The organism is Spirochaetota bacterium (assembly GCA_026414805.1).
Taxonomy (GTDB): Bacteria; Spirochaetota; UBA4802; order UBA4802; family UB4802; genus UBA4802.
In genome coordinates this window covers 13,802-31,552 of sequence record JAOAIH010000001.1, presented here as the reverse complement: position 1 = coordinate 31,552, position 17,751 = coordinate 13,802, and the positions used below count along the sequence as shown (strand labels likewise).

Sequence of the window (17,751 nt, the reverse complement as noted above, 5' to 3'; positions counted from 1 at the left end):
GTTGTACAGGTAAATTAGTATGTAAAAGTAAAGTAGAAACTGATACTGGCAACGTCCACATTTCAGTTCTTTTATTATCGATATAAAAAACTTACTTGAAAATTTAAATCCTAAAAAAATATTCTAATAGAGGATGTAAAATTGTCAAGCATCATAAAAGTATTTGGGTAGAGTTAATTTTTTAATTTTTTTTTTTATATTGTAAACAAAAGAATTGTTGGTATGGATAAATTAATTATATCGAAATGAGGTGAGTGATGGATTTAACTAATAAATGTGTACTTTTGACCGGAGCTTCTTCAGGGATAGGGAAAGCGTTACTAGATGAGTTAAAAAAATACAATACTACAATAGTAATTGGTGACCTCAATCCAGGAGCTATCGAACAAACAAAAACAATTAAAGCAATAAGGTGTGATGTGAGTAAAAAGAAAGATATTGATATGCTTTTTGCAAAAGCGTTAAAGATTATGGGGAAAATTGATATATGTATTGCAAACGCAGGTTTTGCCTATTATGAAAAATTAACAAAAGCCAATTACGAACGACTTCGTAAAATAGTAGCAGTTAACTATATTGCCCCAATCTATTTTTTAGAAAAAATGATGGAAATAAATAAAAAGCGAGAGAGCTGTGTGGTGTTTACTGCTTCTGCAATGGCAAAACTGCCGTTACCAGGATATGCATTGTATTCTGCAACAAAGGCTGCACTTGATGGTTTTGCATATTCATTTAATTTTGAAAAAGACAAAAACTTACATCTTATGGTGGTGTATCCTATTGCAACCAAAACAGAATTTTTTACAACTGCAGGTGAAGGTACGCCGGTGCCTTTTCCAACACAAACACCTGAAAAAGTAGCAAAAGAGGTTATCAAAGGAATACAGAAAAATAAACGATATGTATTCCCTTCAAAGATCTTCAGAGTGATGATGGTTGTAAACAGGTTTATGCCTTTTGCACTCTGGTGTTATGCAAAGATAGAGCAGTATAAATTTAGGAAGTGGTGTGCATATTCTGGTAAAAAATAGTATACAACATGGGAATTGACGGGGTAATATTTGATCTTGATGGCACATTGTTAGATACTATTGCTGATCTTGCATACAGTGTTAACGTTGTGCTTGCGCGTCATGGGTATGATGAGCATCCAGTGAGCTCATACACCCATTTTATTGGTGATGGTATGGAGATGCTTATAACACGTGCTATTGGAGATTCCATTGAACATAGTGATGTTGTAAAGCTAGTTGCCGAATTAAAAGCGGAGTATGCAAAAAACTGGAATAGAACAACACAACCATATCAGGGTATTCATGAACTTTTACAACTGCTATCGCATCAAAAAATAAAAATTTCTGTATTTTCAAACAAAGCGCACGAATTTACAGTTTCAATGGTTCATTATTATTTCCCTGATATTGCATTTGATGTCATACTGGGGTTGCAGGATTCTATACCAAGAAAACCAGATCCTCATGGTGCAGTACTAATAGCCCATACTATGGCTATTGAACCCACACATATTGCTATGATAGGTGACTCTGTAACTGATATTACAATGGCTCAAAGATGTGGAATGTATAGTATTGCTGTGAGCTGGGGCTACAGGCCCGTTGAATTGTTACAAAAGTATAATCCAGGGGCGATAGCTCATAGTCCCATGGATATTATAGATATAATCAAATCACTACATAGTTTATAAATATTTTGGTTCCTTGTATGAATATATTGTGTGTACGCCACCTTCAATCTGAGCTGACAACGAACGCAACTCAAATCGAAGTTCTTCTTTATAAAGTTTTTCATGTAGCTCTCGTATAGTACGTACTCCCATATCCTGAAATGCATGCTTAAGTCCCTGTACAAGATAAGGTACATAATCAAACATTGAGCCTTTGTCTACCACAGCACCTGATACTCCCTGGGCCACAAGAATCTTGGAGTCTTCAGCAAAGTAGCGCTTTGATCCTCCCTTTTCCATAGCTTCAAGCGATGCCATGCCACGGTATCGCTTTAAACGCACGCCATTTTCATAGAAATATTCGCCAGGTGCTTCTTCGGTGCCGGCAAACATTGAGCCCATCATTGCAGTTGATGCCCCAAGTGCCAGTGCTTTTGCAATATGCCCTATTGTGGCAATGCCTCCGTCGGCTATTGTGGGGATATCATATTTCCTGGCAAATGTACTGCACCGGTAAACTGCTGTTGCCTGAGCACGGCCAACTGCCATAGTCACCTGTGTGGTACAGATTGAGCCTGGACCCATGCCAATGCGCAGTGCATCGGCACCTGCTTTGATAAGGTTTTCACATTGGTCAACAGTAACAACATTGCCAGCGATCACATCAAGTTCAGGATACATCTTTTTGATATACTTGATCATCTCTATCTGATATATGGAATTTCCCTGTGCTGCATCAATTACTACAACATTGACACCGGCTTTGACAAGTTCCTGTAACCGCTCTTTTGATTCGTCTTTAGTGGAAATAGCTGCTCCAACCATGAGTTGCTTGTTTGCATCTTTTGAAGCAAATGGATATTCTCTATTAGTGACAAGGTCATTGCGACTCATCAGTGCAACCAATCTTCCCTCTTCATCAACTATGGGCAATTTTCCTTTCTTTGATTTTTTAAGCAATTCATTAGCCTGAGTTAATGTTATGCCAACCTTCGCAGTGACCAAATCAGTAGTCATGACCTCTTTTAGTTTTTTGCTCCTTTCAGTTTCAAAATCGATATCCCTGTTGGTAACGATGCCTACAAGTTTAGAACCAAGTTTACCGTCGATAGTGATAGGTATTCCCGAAAAGCCATATTTTTCCTTAATCTCATCAATATGGGCTATAGTATGCTCGGGTGATAGTACAACAGGATCAGTAATGAAGCCATTCTCAAATCGCTTGACTCTTTTTACGTGGTTAACTTGTTCCTCAATGGTGTTGTTATAATGAATTATACCGATGCCACCTAACAATGCCAGGCTAATGGCCATTTTTGATTCAGTTACGGTGTCCATTGGGCTTGAAACTAGGGGACGCTTAAGTTTAATGTTGCGGGTTAATCGCGTTTCTAGGTCAACTTCATCAGGATTAAAATCAATGTATCCAGGGAGGATAATAAAATCATTGTAGGAAAGCCCTTGAGTGGATTGTAAGAGTTCTTGGGCAGAGTATCCATCTTTAGGTTTCATAATGTACCTCTATATAAACAGTGAAGTGTTTCAAAACAGAATGTTGTGGTGATAAATATGTTATAGCATGAAGTAAATAATATTTCAATTATTTGCTTACACTGTAAAAGTAAGAATATACTGAATAATGTTACATTAAAGTTTCTGCAAAATTTCTGGAAGTTCTGCAATATTTCTTATTGGGATTAAAATTCCACCAAAGCCAGCATTTGATACTTCAGGGATATTGCTTTTTGGTAAAATAATTGTAGTGATACCAGAATTATTGAATTCGGTTAACCGGCGTAATGTATGGCTTGCAGAGCGGATCTGCCCTGAAAGGGATAACTCGCCAATAATCCCCGTTGAATGTGGGATAGCTATATTTTTTAAACTAGATATTATGGCTGAAGCAACAGCAAGATCACATGAAGTGTCATCTATCGCAAATCCACCTGCAACATTGATAAATATATCAAAAGAGCTAAGTGATATTTTGGCATGCTTTTCAATTACCGCGACCAACAGATTGAGCCTGTTGACATCAAAGCCGTCAGCCATTCTGCGGGGATTGGTAAAACTTGTTGCAGTAACAAGAGATTGTGCTTCAAATAGTATGGTTCGCGTACCCTCCAAAGTGGCACTGATGACACTGCCAGGGGTGCGTGCATCCTGAGACTGTACAAAAAGTTTGTTTTTATCTTTTACTTCAGCAAGTCCAGTAGCGGTCATAGTAAACAGAGCTATCTCATTAATTGAGCCAAAGCGGTTTTTAAAAGAGCGCAGTATGCGATAGTCACGCGTAAAATCCCCTTCAAAGTACAGCACTGTGTCAACAATATGTTCCAATATTTTTGGACCGGCAATTGAACCATCCTTAGTGATATGCCCAATGAGCATTACGCAGGTTTGTGTATGCTTTGCAATATCAGCAAGCCGGGAAGCAGTGTAGCGTATCTGACTTATGGAGCCTACGGGGGAAGCGATATCACGTGAGTATAGTGTCTGTATGGAGTCTATGATGACAAGCTTAGGAGAGGACATTTTAATTAGTGATTCAATATGATCAATATCAGTTACTGAAGAAAGGTGTATTGAATCCGGTTTAATGTTACACCGACGTGACCGTAGATGAATTTGCTGAAGTGTTTCTTCGCCTGAACAGTAAAGAGTGGGGCAATGTTGTGCTACTTGCAATGCAAGTGTGGATTTGCCAATGCCTGGTTCGCCGCCAAGAAGTATTATAGAACCAGGAACCATTCCCCCGCCGCATACAAGGTCAAATTCTCCAATTCCAGATGAGATGCGTGTAAAGGATTCTGATAAAACCTGTGATAAAGGATGAATTGAAAGTTCAAAAGAACCATCATGTATGGAACGAGGAGTCTCTTGAATCTCTTCAATGATAGAGTTCCAAGCATTGCACTCAGGACATCGTCCAAGCCATTTTTGGAATGTAGCGCCGCATTCATTGCAGGCATATATTGTTTTGTTCTTCTTTGACATTATTATTTCTTCTGCTTAAAAAGTAATAGGGATGGATCTTTTTCCAGCCGCGAAAAAAGCTCTTTTGCTGAGATGGAAGCATCCCGGATATTAGTGTAAATTTCCTCGTCATACAGTAGTTTTCCCATAGTTCCTCTTCCTTTTTCAAGCCTGTAGGCAATTTTATTCAAGCTTGATGTTAACTCAGAAAGGTTTTGTAAGGTTATCGTAATATCTTCACGGTTTTTTTCTGAGATATATGCCATATTTTTAGAAATAACATTCATCTGCTGCATGAATTGCTGTAATTGTTGTGAAAATGTCGCAATAGCTGCACGAGCTGTACCAACCGACTGCCGAACATCGTAACGGTTTTCATCAACCATTTTGTTGAGGTTTGCAACAAATTTATTGGAGTTTTGGAAAATTTCGGCAAGTATCTGGGCACCACTTTTATCCTGCATAAAGCTCTGAAATGTTTGCATCATCTGGTCAAAGCTTGCAGGATCAATCCCATATTTAATATCTCCGTCATTGAGAAAGCCTACATCTTCACTCAATGGAGGAATAACAACATTGATGTATTTTTCCCCTATTATCCCGGAAGTAAAAATTGAAAATGTTGCTGCTTTTGACAGCCTATAGCCCTTATCTATCCATAATATTACATCAGTTTTTTCACCTGTTTGCCTTATTTCATCAACATATCCAATTTTGATGCCACCCCCTATTTTAACAGGGGCACCCACACGTAAATCGTTTAAAAATCCAAAGTACACATGTAATCGATATCCTTTTTGTGAAATATTAAACTTGGTAAGTAGCCCCACCAGTACGACAAAAAGAGTGAAACTAATCATAACCAAAAGACCTACCTTTGCTTCATTACTCAGGCGCATAGCAAACCTCCTTAACTGTAAGGTTTTTTAATTCCTATATTGTATATGATGTAAGTTCAAGAATTATTCTTATTTACTATTAAAAAATATTGTATCCAAAATGCAGATATGGATAAAATGATTGAAATTTTTTATTTCTCATTTACAACACAACCAACATCAAATGAGGAGGGAGTAATGAGGTATCTGGTGGTAGGATCAGGTGGGCGTGAACATGCTATTGCATGGAGATTGCTACATGATGGTAGTGCAAGTGAAGTCTATGTAGCACCCGGTAATGGCGGTATTGATGATAGATACAGGATCAATATTGCAGTCAATGATTTTGAATCACTCTATGCAGTATGCCGACAAAAAAATATAGATGTAGTGGTGATTGGGCCTGAAGCCCCGCTTGTTGATGGGGTTGTTGATTTTCTTCAAAACAAAGGGATTACAGTATTTGGCCCCACTGCAAAAGCTGCACAACTAGAGGGAAGCAAGCTTTTTGCAAAATATATCATGCAAAAATATAATGTGCCGACAGCTCATTATAGAGAATTCAAAGGCAAAGGGTCACTGATAAACTACATTGCATCATTACAACAATTTCCCGTTGTAATAAAGCTGGATGGTCTTGCTGCAGGCAAAGGAGTTGGTGTGTGTAAGGACAGAGAATCAGCACTACAGTTTATTAGTGATATGGTGAAAGATGATACAAGAGTTTTTGTTGAGGATTTCTGTGATGGCGAAGAAGCATCGGTTCTTGGCATAAGCGATGGGACAACAGTATTGCCTTTTATTGCAGCACAGGATCATAAACGGGTATTTGATAATGATGAAGGTCCTAATACCGGTGGCATGGGTGCGTATGCTCCAGCACCAGTAGTGACCAGCAGGATTTTAGAGCGAGTACATAGGGAAATACTTACTCCGGTGATTCAGGGTATGAAAAATGAGGGAATGCCATTTGTTGGTATTCTTTATGCAGGATTAATCATTAACAATAATACCATTAATGTACTTGAATTCAATGTGCGTTTTGGTGATCCTGAAGCGCAAGTGCTGTTGCCTCTCATAAATGGTAAATTAGGCGACTACATACTGGCTGCAGTTGAGGGCAAACTTTCAACAATGAATCTCTCATTCAGAAATAAACATGCTATTACTGTAGTACTTGCTTCTGGAGGTTATCCTGGGTCATATAAAACAGGTTTTCCAATAAAGGGTCTTGACCAGGTGCCTGATGATATTCTTGTATTTCATGCAGGTACCAAACGGAATGGACAGGTTGTTACCAACGGAGGACGGGTACTCAATATCACTGCTGTTGCTGATACTCTTGAAGATGCATATAAAAAAGTGTACAATGCCATACCTTCAATATCCTTTGAGGGCATGCACTATAGAAGGGATATCGGTTTCAGGGCTTTGAAAAAACGTTCGTAAATTAATACGCTCTTTTTGAAGTGCAGGAATTGCTATTTCTTTTATGAATAATATATTAATAGCTGCAAGCATTGTGTTGCAGTTTTCAAGATTAAGAATATATTGTGGCTCAAAGATTATCCCACTATTAAGTGGACAGATATCCACTGTATTGTTTATTGCAACCGGATATCCATGGGTTCTACAAATAATTGGTCGGTGGGGATAGATTAAACAGCTATCATGAAGTAAAAATATACAAGAGTTGGAATTATTCTGCATAATGGAGTTTTGTACTGATACAGGTTGTACTACGTACCATTTTAATATTGGCACAACTTCTACTGGCATTATGCTTTCCAGTATACAGCAACTGCTGCAACCCTCTCTACAGTGCAACATTGTAGAATATGTTGAAACAACCGAAGCAGTAAATGCATCAATCTTTTGTATAAGTTCCTGGTAATATCTGAGCGATTGCATTGTAAAACCTTAAGGTATGGGTATAATATGAGGCACCGTGGATTGTTGGCTTAATTCAGCTGCCTTTTGTAAAGCTTTCAATAGATCGTTTGCTGTATATATATCCCGTAAAATAACAGGACGCAAAAAGTTTTCCCCTTGTGGGAATATTGCCACAAAAGGTATTGAACGTGATCCCAAACTTTGCAAAATATTTTCTGCCTGCTCATTCTTTGTAGTGATATCAGCTTTGTATACCTTAATATTGTTGGCGTGAATAAAATTAATCACATCAGAGGATGCTAATGCTGTAGCCTCAACAAATTTGCAGTTGGGGCACCAATCAGCAGTGAATACTACCATTGATATTTGAGAGTTCTTGCTGGATACTATCGCTTCCCAATTAAATGATTTGTAGATAATATCATTTGCAGTGCCTTTTTTTTGATAAAAGAATAGTAAATATGATGATATGATGACAAGTATAACAAGTAGAACCAACGAAATTATCCTTTGTATAACTGGTTTAGTTATATTACCATACCGACCCCACTGCCACAAGGCAACAGACAAAACCAGAATAAACCAGAGTGATTTTGTAAGTAAACTGAAATCAAGTAAGGTAATAAGATAGATAGTAGTGCCAACAAGCAAAAATCCCATGAATTGTTCAAACGCTATCATCCAGTCGCCGGGCTTTGGAATAAATCTAACCAGTGAAGGATAAAATGACAACACAATGTATGGAAGTGACATCCCTAATCCAATGTTGATAAAAACCATAAATATGATTACTGGGTGTTGTGTAAGTGACCATGCCAGCGTTGCTCCTAGAAACGGACCGCTGCAGGGAGTTGCAAGCAGCGTAGCTATTATGCCTTTGAAGTATGAATCAAGGTATACATTGGTACTTTGTAGTTGCGGAATGTTGGGAATATTAAATGTAAAAACACCAAAAAATGATAAGGCAAGGGCAAAGATTATTGCAGCCATAATAATAACAAACATTTGATGCTGGAAAAGTTGACCCCAGTTGTATCCGGCAAAAGCGGCAAGTGAAGCCAGCACCACAAATGAGGTAAGTATACCAGCAGTAAAGAGCACGCCCATTGTTTGAATACTGCGTGGGTTATTATTACCATGCGATATGAAGCTCATAATTTTTAAGCTGATCACAGGAAGGACACATGGCATGAAGTTAAGCAAAAAACCAGCTATTATACCAAAAACAACAGCTTGCAGTATGCTCAAAGATGAACTTGCTGTCTCTATAACCTTGAAATTGCTCAATGAAGCCGTTGTATCCTTGTTTATGGGGATATGCTGTGGTTCCATGTAACGTTCACAGACTGAAGTATCAAATTCGGGAGCTGAAGTATCAACTTTAATTGTTTGGGCGATAGTTTTGCGTATCGGAGTGCAGGATACATCATCACAGAATAATGCTTCAACTGTGATTGATAGTAAATAAGTACCTTCCTTTATTGTATGCACTTCAAAAGGAATACATAGTGAAGTTTGATTTTTGTAGATATACACAGGTTTTCTATCAAGGGGAGAGATGTAAAAAATTCCTGGAAGATATCGCGTATTTTTGGGAATAATTGGTGGAGATGAAAGTGCAACTGCAATCGTTGCTTTTCCAGTTCCTTCACCTTTTGGATTTGCGTATATGTAGCCTTTTTGTGGTAACTGTACATGTATGATGGCACAGGCTTTTGATTGAGGCTTTACTAGTACAACTTCCCTATCTGGATATATGACAACTGGAACATCAGCATAAACATAGTATAATGGGAAAATAATTATAACCAAAAGCATTGTCTTTAATAACTGTTGAGTATTCATAACACAACCATACCTCTTGGGACTCTTTAATTGTTAAAACTTAGTATATATTAAAATAATTACAATATATAGTAATAGATAACCTTATTGTTACTTTCTATATATAGCCTTACCCTCCCCAGTGTTATTGCTTTGGGCAGTAATGAAATATGGATTTTATTTTTAATTTTGATCAAATTTTGTCCTGATAGTATCTAATTCTGTGGAAGTATTTCATAAATGTTACGCAAATTTTTAAAAAAAATATAGTATTAAGATTATAGCAGAATTAGTCGATATTGCAAATAGAAATTAATGTTTGACACAAAGGAGGGTGTCATGATGGCGCAGCATATTACAGCAATAGAGCAGAGCATAGAGCAGCTCAATAATTTGCTTAAAGGGCTTGCGGCAGTAAGAACAGGCTTAAGCGAAAAACTGGTAAAAACTACTGTAGCTTCACGTGTCAGTGTAGAAGGACTGGGAACCATTATTGACAGCTATCAGTAAAAAAGGTATTATATGCAGCAGCCTTTTTTACCACTTATATCCCTGTCGATAGCTCTTACCACATCACGAGCAGCTTTGCTTACATCAGTGTTAATATTCTGGTCAGTAAGTAATAATATTGGAAGATAATACCATCCCAATAAACAACACCCACACCAGGCATTCTTATTGGTTTCACGGTTATATCTAAGAGTGCCCACAATGCTACCTGTTTGTGTGTTTATAATTCTTGCATTGAACGCAATTTTTGTTTTTGGCACAATGTAAAATTGTCTATCGTAATAATAATCTGAAACGCTGCCAACAATAATATAATCTGTTTTTGCTAATTTGCCTATATCTGTAAGCTGTGAATCAGTTAATCCTGTCATATCAAGGGATTTTTCTTTAAGAATTTTTTCTATTTGAGAGCGTTCTACCAAATCCCAGTTTGCTATCTGCACAAGTTCACTGGTTAATGCATCAGCAATATGGACACCAGAACCTGGATATTTTGGTGCATCAACAAAAGTTAATACAGCTATACGTATGGGCTTTTGCAATGCCTGTTTGTCTTTTATATATACTGACTTGTCAACGGAAGTACACGACAATGTGAAAATAAAAAGAAAAGCTACCATAAATTTTTTCATACTATTATTCCTTTTTCAATTTTAAATTTTAGTAATATGTTGTACTATTATGATATAAATAATTTATGGAAAACAATAGTTAAATAATTATGATAAATAATCAAGAATTTTATCCAGGTCTATAGATAAATAGTTATATTATATCAACACGATAAATCATGTCATTATAGTTAAACGTAAATGAGAAATGGTATATAATTCTCGTTATTAGGTAAAATTAAAAGATTTAGAAAAGCCACAAAATCAACAATAAATAATAAAAAGTAATCAAAAGATGCAATTAATAGATTGGTGTTTCTATTAGCACTAAATTGGTGTTGACAGAGGATGATTTTGTGAGTAAAGTAAATAAAATTTTTAACATAAGAGGATAGTATGCAAAAGAAAAGTTATGTAAGTATTTATGTAATAATTATGGTATTAACAAGTTCTTCTATATTTGCTGCTAATACAGAATTGAATGGGACATTGGGAACATCGTATGCTGATGATCCTGCAAAATATGGATTAGATATATCATTGCATTACAACTGGCTACTGGATCCATATTTTGTAACGGGACTTGAATCTGGATTTTACTGGATAAAGTGGGATAGAAAAATTGGCGTTAAACAAGAAGGATCAGTATATGTTGATGTCAAAGCCGATACAAATGCTTATGTAATTCCAATGATGTTTAATGCGCAGGTGCGCCTTCCAAATTTAAAAGATAAATTGTATGTAACGCCATTTGTAACTATCGGTCTTGGCTATTCATTCATGGTATTACATTACTCGCAGCCTGATTTTACTGATTCCAACACTGGAAAATCATATAATGAAAAATCCATAACCAAGCTGTTTACAGGATTATCGTGGGAATTGTTATTTGGAGCATCACTAAAACCAGCGAGCGATTCAAAGGTTGATTTTTATGCTGAAGCTGGCTACAGAAGTTTGCCTTTAAAAAGTGGTGATTTAGAGCTAGATATGTCTGGCCTGGTTATACGATTAGGTGTACGGTACCCTTTATAATTCCCGATATAATTTTAAAGTTCTTGACTTTTTATAGAACATTTTATTTTGTTTTGTAAGATTACTATTGATTATGCGGGGTGTATATGGTACCTACTGCATACCTGTTTGATCCTATATACATGGACCATGATACAGGATGGGGACATCCGGAAAGGCCAGAACGGCTAGCAGCTATAGACCAACGATTGCGTCAGCAATCATATTATAAGTCATTAATTAAAATTGAGCCAAAGATTGGTGCAAAGCGGTATATTGAACTGGTTCATTCGACTGAATATATTGAAAGGGTCAAGCAGGAAATAGAATCCGGTATCCACTATCTGGATTCAATGGACACAGCGGTATGCAAACGGTCTTATGAGGTAGCACTTTTTGCAGTTGGGGGTTGCCTCAATATGTGTGACACAATCATGTCGGGGGAGGCAATTCGTGGATTTTGTGCAATACGACCACCTGGGCATCATGCTGAATATGATTATGCCGCAGGGTTTTGCATATTCAATAATGTAGCGATAGCAGCCAGATATTTGCAGGTAGAGCACGGATTAAAAAATATAGCAATAGTGGACTGGGATGTTCACCATGGCAATGGTACTCAACATACATTTGAACGTGATAAAACCGTAATGTATATAAGCACACATCAATATCCCCATTATCCTGGTACAGGTGCACGCAGTGAAAGGGGTAAGGGCGAAGGTGAAGGGTATACGTTGAACTTCCCAATGCCTGCTGGAACAGGTGAACCGGAATATCTTGATGTTTTCAAAAACCATATAGTCCCAGCATTAACAAAATTTAAGCCGGATATTATTCTTATATCTGCAGGTTTTGATGCTCACAATGCTGACCCATTATCTTATATAGGGCTTACATCTGAGTCATATTATAAATTTACTGTTTTATTAAAGCAGGTGGCAAATGAATTCTGTGGGGGCAGGATGATAGCCTTTCTTGAAGGTGGATATGACCTTGAGGCACTGGCAAGCAGTGTTGATATGATGATGCGCGGTTTTATAGAAGATTAATGCTGTACCCTACCGGTTCCCTGCAGGCTTACACCAATAAGGGCTACAGTGATTAACAATCCTCCCACCACAATATTAGCAGCAAATGAATCATTGAAAAGGTATATTCCCATCCATGCTGCAATAAAAATTCTGCTTGATGAAAGAATAGAACCGCTTGTTGCATCAATGTATTTAAAGCCAGCTGTGAAAAATGCCTGACCTAAATATGCGCTGAATCCTGAAAGCAGCATATATATACTTGTGGTGGTATCAGGAATAGCAAATACTGGAATCATAGCAATGCCATTTATAATTAAGCCAATGCTCATAAGGTGAAATAATATGATGGGAGTAGTGTCATATTTCCGTGATTCGCGGAGTGCAACTACTGCAATAGCAGATATAATTGCCGAAAGAAATGAGTACACATCACCAATATTAATAGTACTATAATGGGGTTGTATCACTAAATAGGTTCCAGCAAGTGTTAATATTAAATAAAAAAAATTTGTTTTTATTAAAGGTTCCTTGTTGAAAAAAGGCGCTAGTACAAATACAAACACCAGATAGGTCATATTAAGCATGTTGGCATTTGTAACAGTCGTGTACTGAACACCAACAAAAAAGAGTATCACTGCAACAGTATTGGATATTGCCCTGGTAAGTACCAGTGGTACATTGTTGGGCCTAATGCTCATATGATGGATAAAAATATACCCTGAGGAAATTATAAATCCAATAAGGAATCTAACAAAAGATATTTCTATTGCATGGATTGAAGATGTGGAAGTTATATACTTTGCAAATACGGTTGATAGTGAAAACGTTACTGCTGAAAGTACTATAAGGGATATGCCTTTTGTTTTTTGTGTAATCATTGAGTGTATTCCATTGTTAGTTGTTATATAATGAAAAAATATAAACTAAAATTTACATATATGATTATTAAAATCTATTTAAAATATATAGTAGCACATTATTTTGAATATGTTGGTAGTTGATAGAGAAAATTTTTTACTATTAATTTGTTAAAAAAAGTTGTAATATACTTGTAGTGTGTGATAGAATCATAACATAACAGTGTTATGTTAAGGAGGAAGTATGTACCAACTTCTTTTTACACCAATTAAAATTAATACTTTAGAAATTAAAAACAGAATTGCATATCCTGCATTAGGATTACTGTATTCGTATGATGGAACCTTAAATGATAGGTATTATGAATATTTTAGAGAAAAAGCAAAAGGTGGAGCAGGCCTTGTGACAGTAGGGCCAGTTGGAATAGATATTGCAGGCTCAGGGAGAATTGCTCTCTCGTTGGCATCAGATGATAGAATTCCTGATTTTGCAAAATTAACTAAAATAATAAAAGGTGAAGGTGCTCGAACATTTGTTCAACTATTTCATGCAGGAGCGTATTCGTATTCAATGCTTACCGATGGGGTTCAGCCCATTGCACCTTCTGCAGTATATTCAAAATACTCAAAACAAACTCCACGAGAAATGACTCTGGAGGACATTGAAATTGTCCAGAAAGCGTATGTTGATGCTGCGCTTCGTGCAAAGGAAGCAGGGTTTGACGGTGTTGAGATTATTGCATCAGCAGGGTACCTCATTACTCAGTTTCTATCGCCCATAACAAATAAACGAACAGATCAATATGGAGGCTCATTTGAAAACAGAGTACGATTCCCAAGAGAAGTTATTGAAAAAGTGCGCAGGGCTGTAGGCAAAGATTTTCCAGTAAGCATTAGAATGGCAGGCAATGATTTTGTACCGGGAAGCAACACCAGCAGAGAGACACCATTAATTGCTAAGGTATATGAAGAAGCAGGGGTGGATATTATTAATGTTACAGGTGGCTGGCATGAGGCAAAAGTTCCGCAACTGCCCATGGAATTGCCTAGAGCAGGATATGCATATTTAGCTGCAAACATAAAGAGAGTGGTGAATGTGCCGGTTATGGCCTCAAATAGAATCAGCTCACCAGATGAAGCGGAAAAAATACTGAAAGATAGCATGGCAGACATGGTCAATTTAGGAAGAGTACTAATTGCAGATCCTTACTGGCCTATTAAAGCACAAAATGGTAAGGCAAAGCTTATCAGACCATGTGTGGGATGTAATCAAGGATGTACTGATACACTGTTCAGCGGTATGCCTGTTGGATGTATCCTAAATGCACGTGCGGGCTATGAGTTTGAGAGGTCAATTGAAAAAACCCGAAGTCCTCTTAAGATTATGGTTGTGGGGGCAGGGCCTGGTGGACTAGAGGCTGCAGTTCGTGCAAAAGAGGCTGGCCATGATGTTGTAATTTATGAAAAAGAACAAGAAATTGGTGGGCAATTACATATTGCTGCTGCACCACCACATAAACATGAATTGCTAGAAATTATACGATATTATAAATCAATGATAGAGGAATATTCAATTCCAGTATATTGCAGTACCACTGTGACTATTGATCTGATAAAAGAGGTACAACCTGACCATGTGATACTTGCAACTGGTGCAGAGCCGCTCACCCCTCCTATTAAAGGTGTAGAATTGCCGAATGTGTATTCAGCCTGGGATGTATTGCGAAATAACCCAAAATTAGGTCGCAATGTTGCGGTAATAGGCGGAGGCGCTGTTGGAATTGAAACTGCATTGTTTATTGCAAATAAAGGGACATTATCACCTGAAGTGCTCCATTTTCTAATGTTCTTTGATGCTGAGCCAGTTGACCATTTAAAAGAATTAATTACACGTGGAACCAGTGCAGTGACTATTATTGAAATGCTCCCTACAATAGGCAAGGATGTAGGGAGATCAACACGGTGGATATTGAATCTGGAAATGGAAAAATATGGCATAAATGTTATTACTTCTGCTACGGTAATTGAGATTAAAGATAAAGCAGTTGTATACACTAAACAAAATGATACTATACATCAAGAATTTGACAATGTAGTAATAGCAGTTGGATCAAAACCTGTTAATCCACTTGAAAATGAGTTAAAAAAGTTAGGTATTGCATACAGCATACTTGGCGATTGTAAAAAAATTGGAAAAATAAATGATGCTATTCATGAAGCATTTTTAGCGATAGCTAACTTGCAGCAGGTGGCAAAAGTGTAATAGATAAAAAAAGGCGCTCTGGTAAGCGCCTTTTTTTTAATTATTCCCCTTTATCATCCTTATACATTTCTTCAATTATATCTTTATACTTTTCGGCTATAACTTTTCGTTTAAGTTTGAGTGTTGGCGTTATCTCACCTGATTCAACAGTAAACTCATGCGGAAGCAGTGTAAATTTTTTAATCTTTTCAAATCGGGCAAATTCCTTCTGAGCTTCTTCTATTCTCTGCCGGTAGAATTCAATAATCTCTGGTTTTGAGATAAGGTCTTCTCTGCTTGTATATGAAATAGAATGGGCTTTTGCATATTCTTCTAGTGCAATAAATGATGGAACAACAAGAGCAGTAACGTATTTACGCTGGTCGCCAATGACGGCAATTTGCTCAATGAAATGGTCAGCACCAATAGTACTTTCAATCATTTGCGGTGCAATATATTTTCCACCGGATGTTTTCATTAAATCTTTTATTCGCTCGGTGATACGAAGCTCACCATTGTCTTCAAAAAAGCCAGCATCACCTGTCCTGAACCAGCCATCAGGTGTAAGAACTTCGGCAGTGGCATCAGGTTTTTTGTAATAACCTTTCATGACGTTGCCGCCACGCACCAAAATTTCGCCGTTTGCAGGGTCTATTTTAACCTCAACATTTGGCAATGGCTTCCCTACTGCGCCAAATTTAAACTTATATGGTTCATGACATGTTACGGTTGCTGTTGTTTCAGTTAATCCATAGCCGTAACAGATAAAAATACCGCAAGCGTAGAAAAATTCTTCAATTTCTTGTGAAAGAGGAGCACCTGCACAGGGGAAAAATTTTATTCTGCCACCCACAACATCACGTATTTTTTTGAGTACAAGAGCATCTGCAATTTTATATTTAATACGCAATAGTGGTGAAATAAAAAGTTGGTCTTTCTTTTTGTTATTATGTTGTGCGCCAACCTTGATAGCCCATTTAAACAGTTTCTGCTTTGCAGGTGGTGCACTTTCCAGCCTGTTAAATACAGTTGCATAAATCTTTTCATAAAATCGTGGAACAGCACACATGATAGTTGGTTTTACTTCTTGGATGAATTCAACAATCTTTGCAGGATCCTCCAGATAATTATTAGTCATGCCAGTTGCAAAGACATAGTAGGTCCAGATTCGTTCAAATACATGGCTGAGTGGTAAAAATGCCAGCGATACATCTTTATCATTTGGATCTATGAGACGTAAATCATGCTGCTCTTTCTGAAACAGTGCATTGGAATGGGTAAGCATTACACCCTTAGGTTCACCGGTTGTCCCAGAGGTGTAAATTAAAGTTAAAAGATCATCAGGTTTTCCTCTATTCATTCGTTCTTTCACTTCGTTGTCTTTATTTGACTCTTCCCCAATTTTTAAGAAATCACTGAAATACATAATTTTATCAGATTTTTGTATGGGTACAGTTTCTTTGAATACTATAACTTTCTGTAAAAATTTGTTTTCAGGTAAAATCTGCATTATTTTAGAGTATTGTTCCACATCGCCAACAAATATTACTTTTATTTCAGCATGATTGATGATGTATTCCGCCTGTTTAGCTGTATTTGTTGCATAGATGGGAACGGGAATAGCCCGTATACATAATGATCCAATATCTGCGACAGACCATTGCGGCATATTTTGTGAAAATATTCCAACAGTTTCCTGTTCTCCAATTCCACATTCAATGAGTGCTTTACTGGTTTTGTGTACCATATCACCAAATTGTGTCCAGGTAAACTCAACCCACTCGTTTTTTGGTTTATATCGTAATGCTACGCGGTCCCCATATTTGCTGACCTGATCCCAAAAAACCTGTGATAAATGTGTATATCCCATATCACTACCCCTTTTATATATAAAATTTTATGATACTTTATTAATGATTGTTCAGTTAGATTTTAACAAAAAGTTTATTAATTAAGTCAATAAAATTTTCATGAATATTTAAAAATTATAATATCTAGTTCTTTAACGATAGCTACCTCTGAGTAGTATCTCTCATACATACTTTGATGATTTAACTTTAATAAAAAAAGTATGTGTCATAATTAATAAATTCAATTGATATAACAGTAGTTGTTGAGTTATTGTATTATTTTAAATAATACAAAAAATTAAGATAATAAACAATATTTTAAAATTAAGTCATTGACATTTGTTATTTATAAAATCATCCTCATTATAAGAAGCGATT

15 protein-coding genes are annotated in these 17,751 nt (G+C 36.8%); 7 read left to right on the top strand and 8 right to left on the bottom strand.

Annotated elements, in window-relative coordinates; translation table 11 throughout:
- Positions 1–257 precede the first annotated feature (257 nt).
- The gene (locus N3F66_00135) at positions 258–1,031 is read left to right on the top strand and encodes an SDR family oxidoreductase (protein MCX8122554.1); all 774 of its coding nucleotides are present in this window, start codon (positions 258–260) and stop codon (positions 1,029–1,031) included.
- 8 nt (positions 1,032–1,039) lie between these two features.
- On the top strand, positions 1,040–1,705 hold the full coding sequence (locus N3F66_00130) for an HAD family hydrolase (GenBank protein ID MCX8122553.1): 666 nt from the start codon (positions 1,040–1,042) through the stop codon (positions 1,703–1,705).
- Here N3F66_00130 and guaB read toward each other — a convergent pair.
- The 3 genes from guaB to N3F66_00115 form a co-directional block, all read right to left on the bottom strand.
- Complete coding sequence (guaB, locus tag N3F66_00125) at positions 1,700–3,196, bottom strand: IMP dehydrogenase (protein ID MCX8122552.1); 1,497 nt, start codon at positions 3,194–3,196, stop codon at positions 1,700–1,702. The genes N3F66_00130 and guaB overlap by 6 nt on opposite strands.
- Positions 3,197–3,331: 135 nt before the next feature.
- A complete protein-coding gene (radA, locus tag N3F66_00120) occupies positions 3,332–4,681 on the bottom strand; it encodes a DNA repair protein RadA (protein MCX8122551.1) in 1,350 nt (449 codons plus the stop codon).
- Between the two features lie 2 nt (positions 4,682–4,683).
- A complete protein-coding gene (locus N3F66_00115) occupies positions 4,684–5,559 on the bottom strand; it encodes an MlaD family protein (protein MCX8122550.1) in 876 nt (291 codons plus the stop codon).
- Positions 5,560–5,736: 177 nt separating this feature from the next.
- Between N3F66_00115 and purD the strand changes: the two genes are divergently transcribed.
- A complete protein-coding gene (gene purD, locus N3F66_00110) occupies positions 5,737–6,987 on the top strand; it encodes a phosphoribosylamine--glycine ligase (GenBank protein MCX8122549.1) in 1,251 nt (416 codons plus the stop codon).
- On the opposite strand, the gene N3F66_00105 is transcribed toward purD, so the two are convergent.
- Positions 6,919–7,449: a YkgJ family cysteine cluster protein gene (locus N3F66_00105; protein ID MCX8122548.1), complete on the bottom strand. Its 531-nt coding sequence runs from the start codon at positions 7,447–7,449 to the stop codon at positions 6,919–6,921. The genes purD and N3F66_00105 overlap by 69 nt on opposite strands.
- 9 nt (positions 7,450–7,458) lie before the next feature.
- Positions 7,459–9,276 carry a thioredoxin family protein gene (locus tag N3F66_00100; GenBank protein ID MCX8122547.1) on the bottom strand — a complete coding sequence of 606 codons (1,818 nt, stop codon included), beginning with the start codon at positions 9,274–9,276 and terminating at the stop codon, positions 7,459–7,461.
- Positions 9,277–9,594: 318 nt separating this feature from the next.
- Between N3F66_00100 and N3F66_00095 the strand changes: the two genes are divergently transcribed.
- Positions 9,595–9,765 carry a hypothetical protein gene (locus tag N3F66_00095; GenBank protein MCX8122546.1) on the top strand — a complete coding sequence of 57 codons (171 nt, stop codon included), beginning with the start codon at positions 9,595–9,597 and terminating at the stop codon, positions 9,763–9,765.
- A gap of 8 nt (positions 9,766–9,773) precedes the next feature.
- Here N3F66_00095 and N3F66_00090 read toward each other — a convergent pair whose 3' ends face one another.
- Complete coding sequence (locus N3F66_00090) at positions 9,774–10,397, bottom strand: CsgG/HfaB family protein (protein MCX8122545.1); 624 nt, start codon at positions 10,395–10,397, stop codon at positions 9,774–9,776.
- Positions 10,398–10,772: 375 nt separating this feature from the next.
- Here N3F66_00090 and N3F66_00085 point away from each other — a divergent pair, with 375 nt between their 5' ends.
- On the top strand, positions 10,773–11,411 hold the full coding sequence (locus tag N3F66_00085) for an outer membrane beta-barrel protein (protein ID MCX8122544.1): 639 nt from the start codon (positions 10,773–10,775) through the stop codon (positions 11,409–11,411).
- Positions 11,412–11,497: 86 nt separating this feature from the next.
- Complete coding sequence (locus tag N3F66_00080) at positions 11,498–12,442, top strand: histone deacetylase (protein ID MCX8122543.1); 945 nt, start codon at positions 11,498–11,500, stop codon at positions 12,440–12,442.
- Here the strand turns inward: N3F66_00080 and N3F66_00075 are convergent.
- On the bottom strand, positions 12,439–13,302 hold the full coding sequence (locus N3F66_00075; GenBank protein ID MCX8122542.1) for a DMT family transporter: 864 nt from the start codon (positions 13,300–13,302) through the stop codon (positions 12,439–12,441). The genes N3F66_00080 and N3F66_00075 overlap by 4 nt on opposite strands.
- Before the next feature lie 223 nt (positions 13,303–13,525).
- On the opposite strand from N3F66_00075, the gene N3F66_00070 reads away from it, so the two are divergent.
- On the top strand, positions 13,526–15,544 hold the full coding sequence (locus N3F66_00070; GenBank protein ID MCX8122541.1) for an FAD-dependent oxidoreductase: 2,019 nt from the start codon (positions 13,526–13,528) through the stop codon (positions 15,542–15,544).
- Between the two features lie 40 nt (positions 15,545–15,584).
- Here the strand turns inward: N3F66_00070 and N3F66_00065 are convergent, their stop codons facing one another.
- Positions 15,585–17,393: a long-chain fatty acid--CoA ligase gene (locus tag N3F66_00065; GenBank protein MCX8122540.1), complete on the bottom strand. Its 1,809-nt coding sequence runs from the start codon at positions 17,391–17,393 to the stop codon at positions 15,585–15,587.
- Between the last annotated feature and the right edge of the window lie 358 nt (positions 17,394–17,751).

Excerpts from the sequence above, each read along its gene's own strand:
- N3F66_00135 (MCX8122554.1), top strand. The coding sequence starts at position 258 with ATGGATTTAACTAATAAATGTGTACTTTTGACCGGAGCTTCTTCAGGG.
- N3F66_00130 (MCX8122553.1), top strand. The coding sequence starts at position 1,040 with ATGGGAATTGACGGGGTAATATTTGATCTTGATGGCACATTGTTAGAT.
- guaB (MCX8122552.1), bottom strand. The coding sequence starts at position 3,196 with ATGAAACCTAAAGATGGATACTCTGCCCAAGAACTCTTACAATCCACT.
- radA (MCX8122551.1), bottom strand. The coding sequence starts at position 4,681 with ATGTCAAAGAAGAACAAAACAATATATGCCTGCAATGAATGCGGCGCT.
- N3F66_00115 (MCX8122550.1), bottom strand. The coding sequence starts at position 5,559 with ATGCGCCTGAGTAATGAAGCAAAGGTAGGTCTTTTGGTTATGATTAGT.
- purD (MCX8122549.1), top strand. The coding sequence starts at position 5,737 with ATGAGGTATCTGGTGGTAGGATCAGGTGGGCGTGAACATGCTATTGCA.
- N3F66_00105 (MCX8122548.1), bottom strand. The coding sequence starts at position 7,449 with ATGCAATCGCTCAGATATTACCAGGAACTTATACAAAAGATTGATGCA.
- N3F66_00100 (MCX8122547.1), bottom strand. The coding sequence starts at position 9,276 with ATGAATACTCAACAGTTATTAAAGACAATGCTTTTGGTTATAATTATT.
- N3F66_00095 (MCX8122546.1), top strand. The coding sequence starts at position 9,595 with ATGATGGCGCAGCATATTACAGCAATAGAGCAGAGCATAGAGCAGCTC.
- N3F66_00090 (MCX8122545.1), bottom strand. The coding sequence starts at position 10,397 with ATGAAAAAATTTATGGTAGCTTTTCTTTTTATTTTCACATTGTCGTGT.
- N3F66_00085 (MCX8122544.1), top strand. The coding sequence starts at position 10,773 with ATGCAAAAGAAAAGTTATGTAAGTATTTATGTAATAATTATGGTATTA.
- N3F66_00080 (MCX8122543.1), top strand. The coding sequence starts at position 11,498 with ATGGTACCTACTGCATACCTGTTTGATCCTATATACATGGACCATGAT.
- N3F66_00075 (MCX8122542.1), bottom strand. The coding sequence starts at position 13,302 with ATGATTACACAAAAAACAAAAGGCATATCCCTTATAGTACTTTCAGCA.
- N3F66_00070 (MCX8122541.1), top strand. The coding sequence starts at position 13,526 with ATGTACCAACTTCTTTTTACACCAATTAAAATTAATACTTTAGAAATT.
- N3F66_00065 (MCX8122540.1), bottom strand. The coding sequence starts at position 17,393 with ATGGGATATACACATTTATCACAGGTTTTTTGGGATCAGGTCAGCAAA.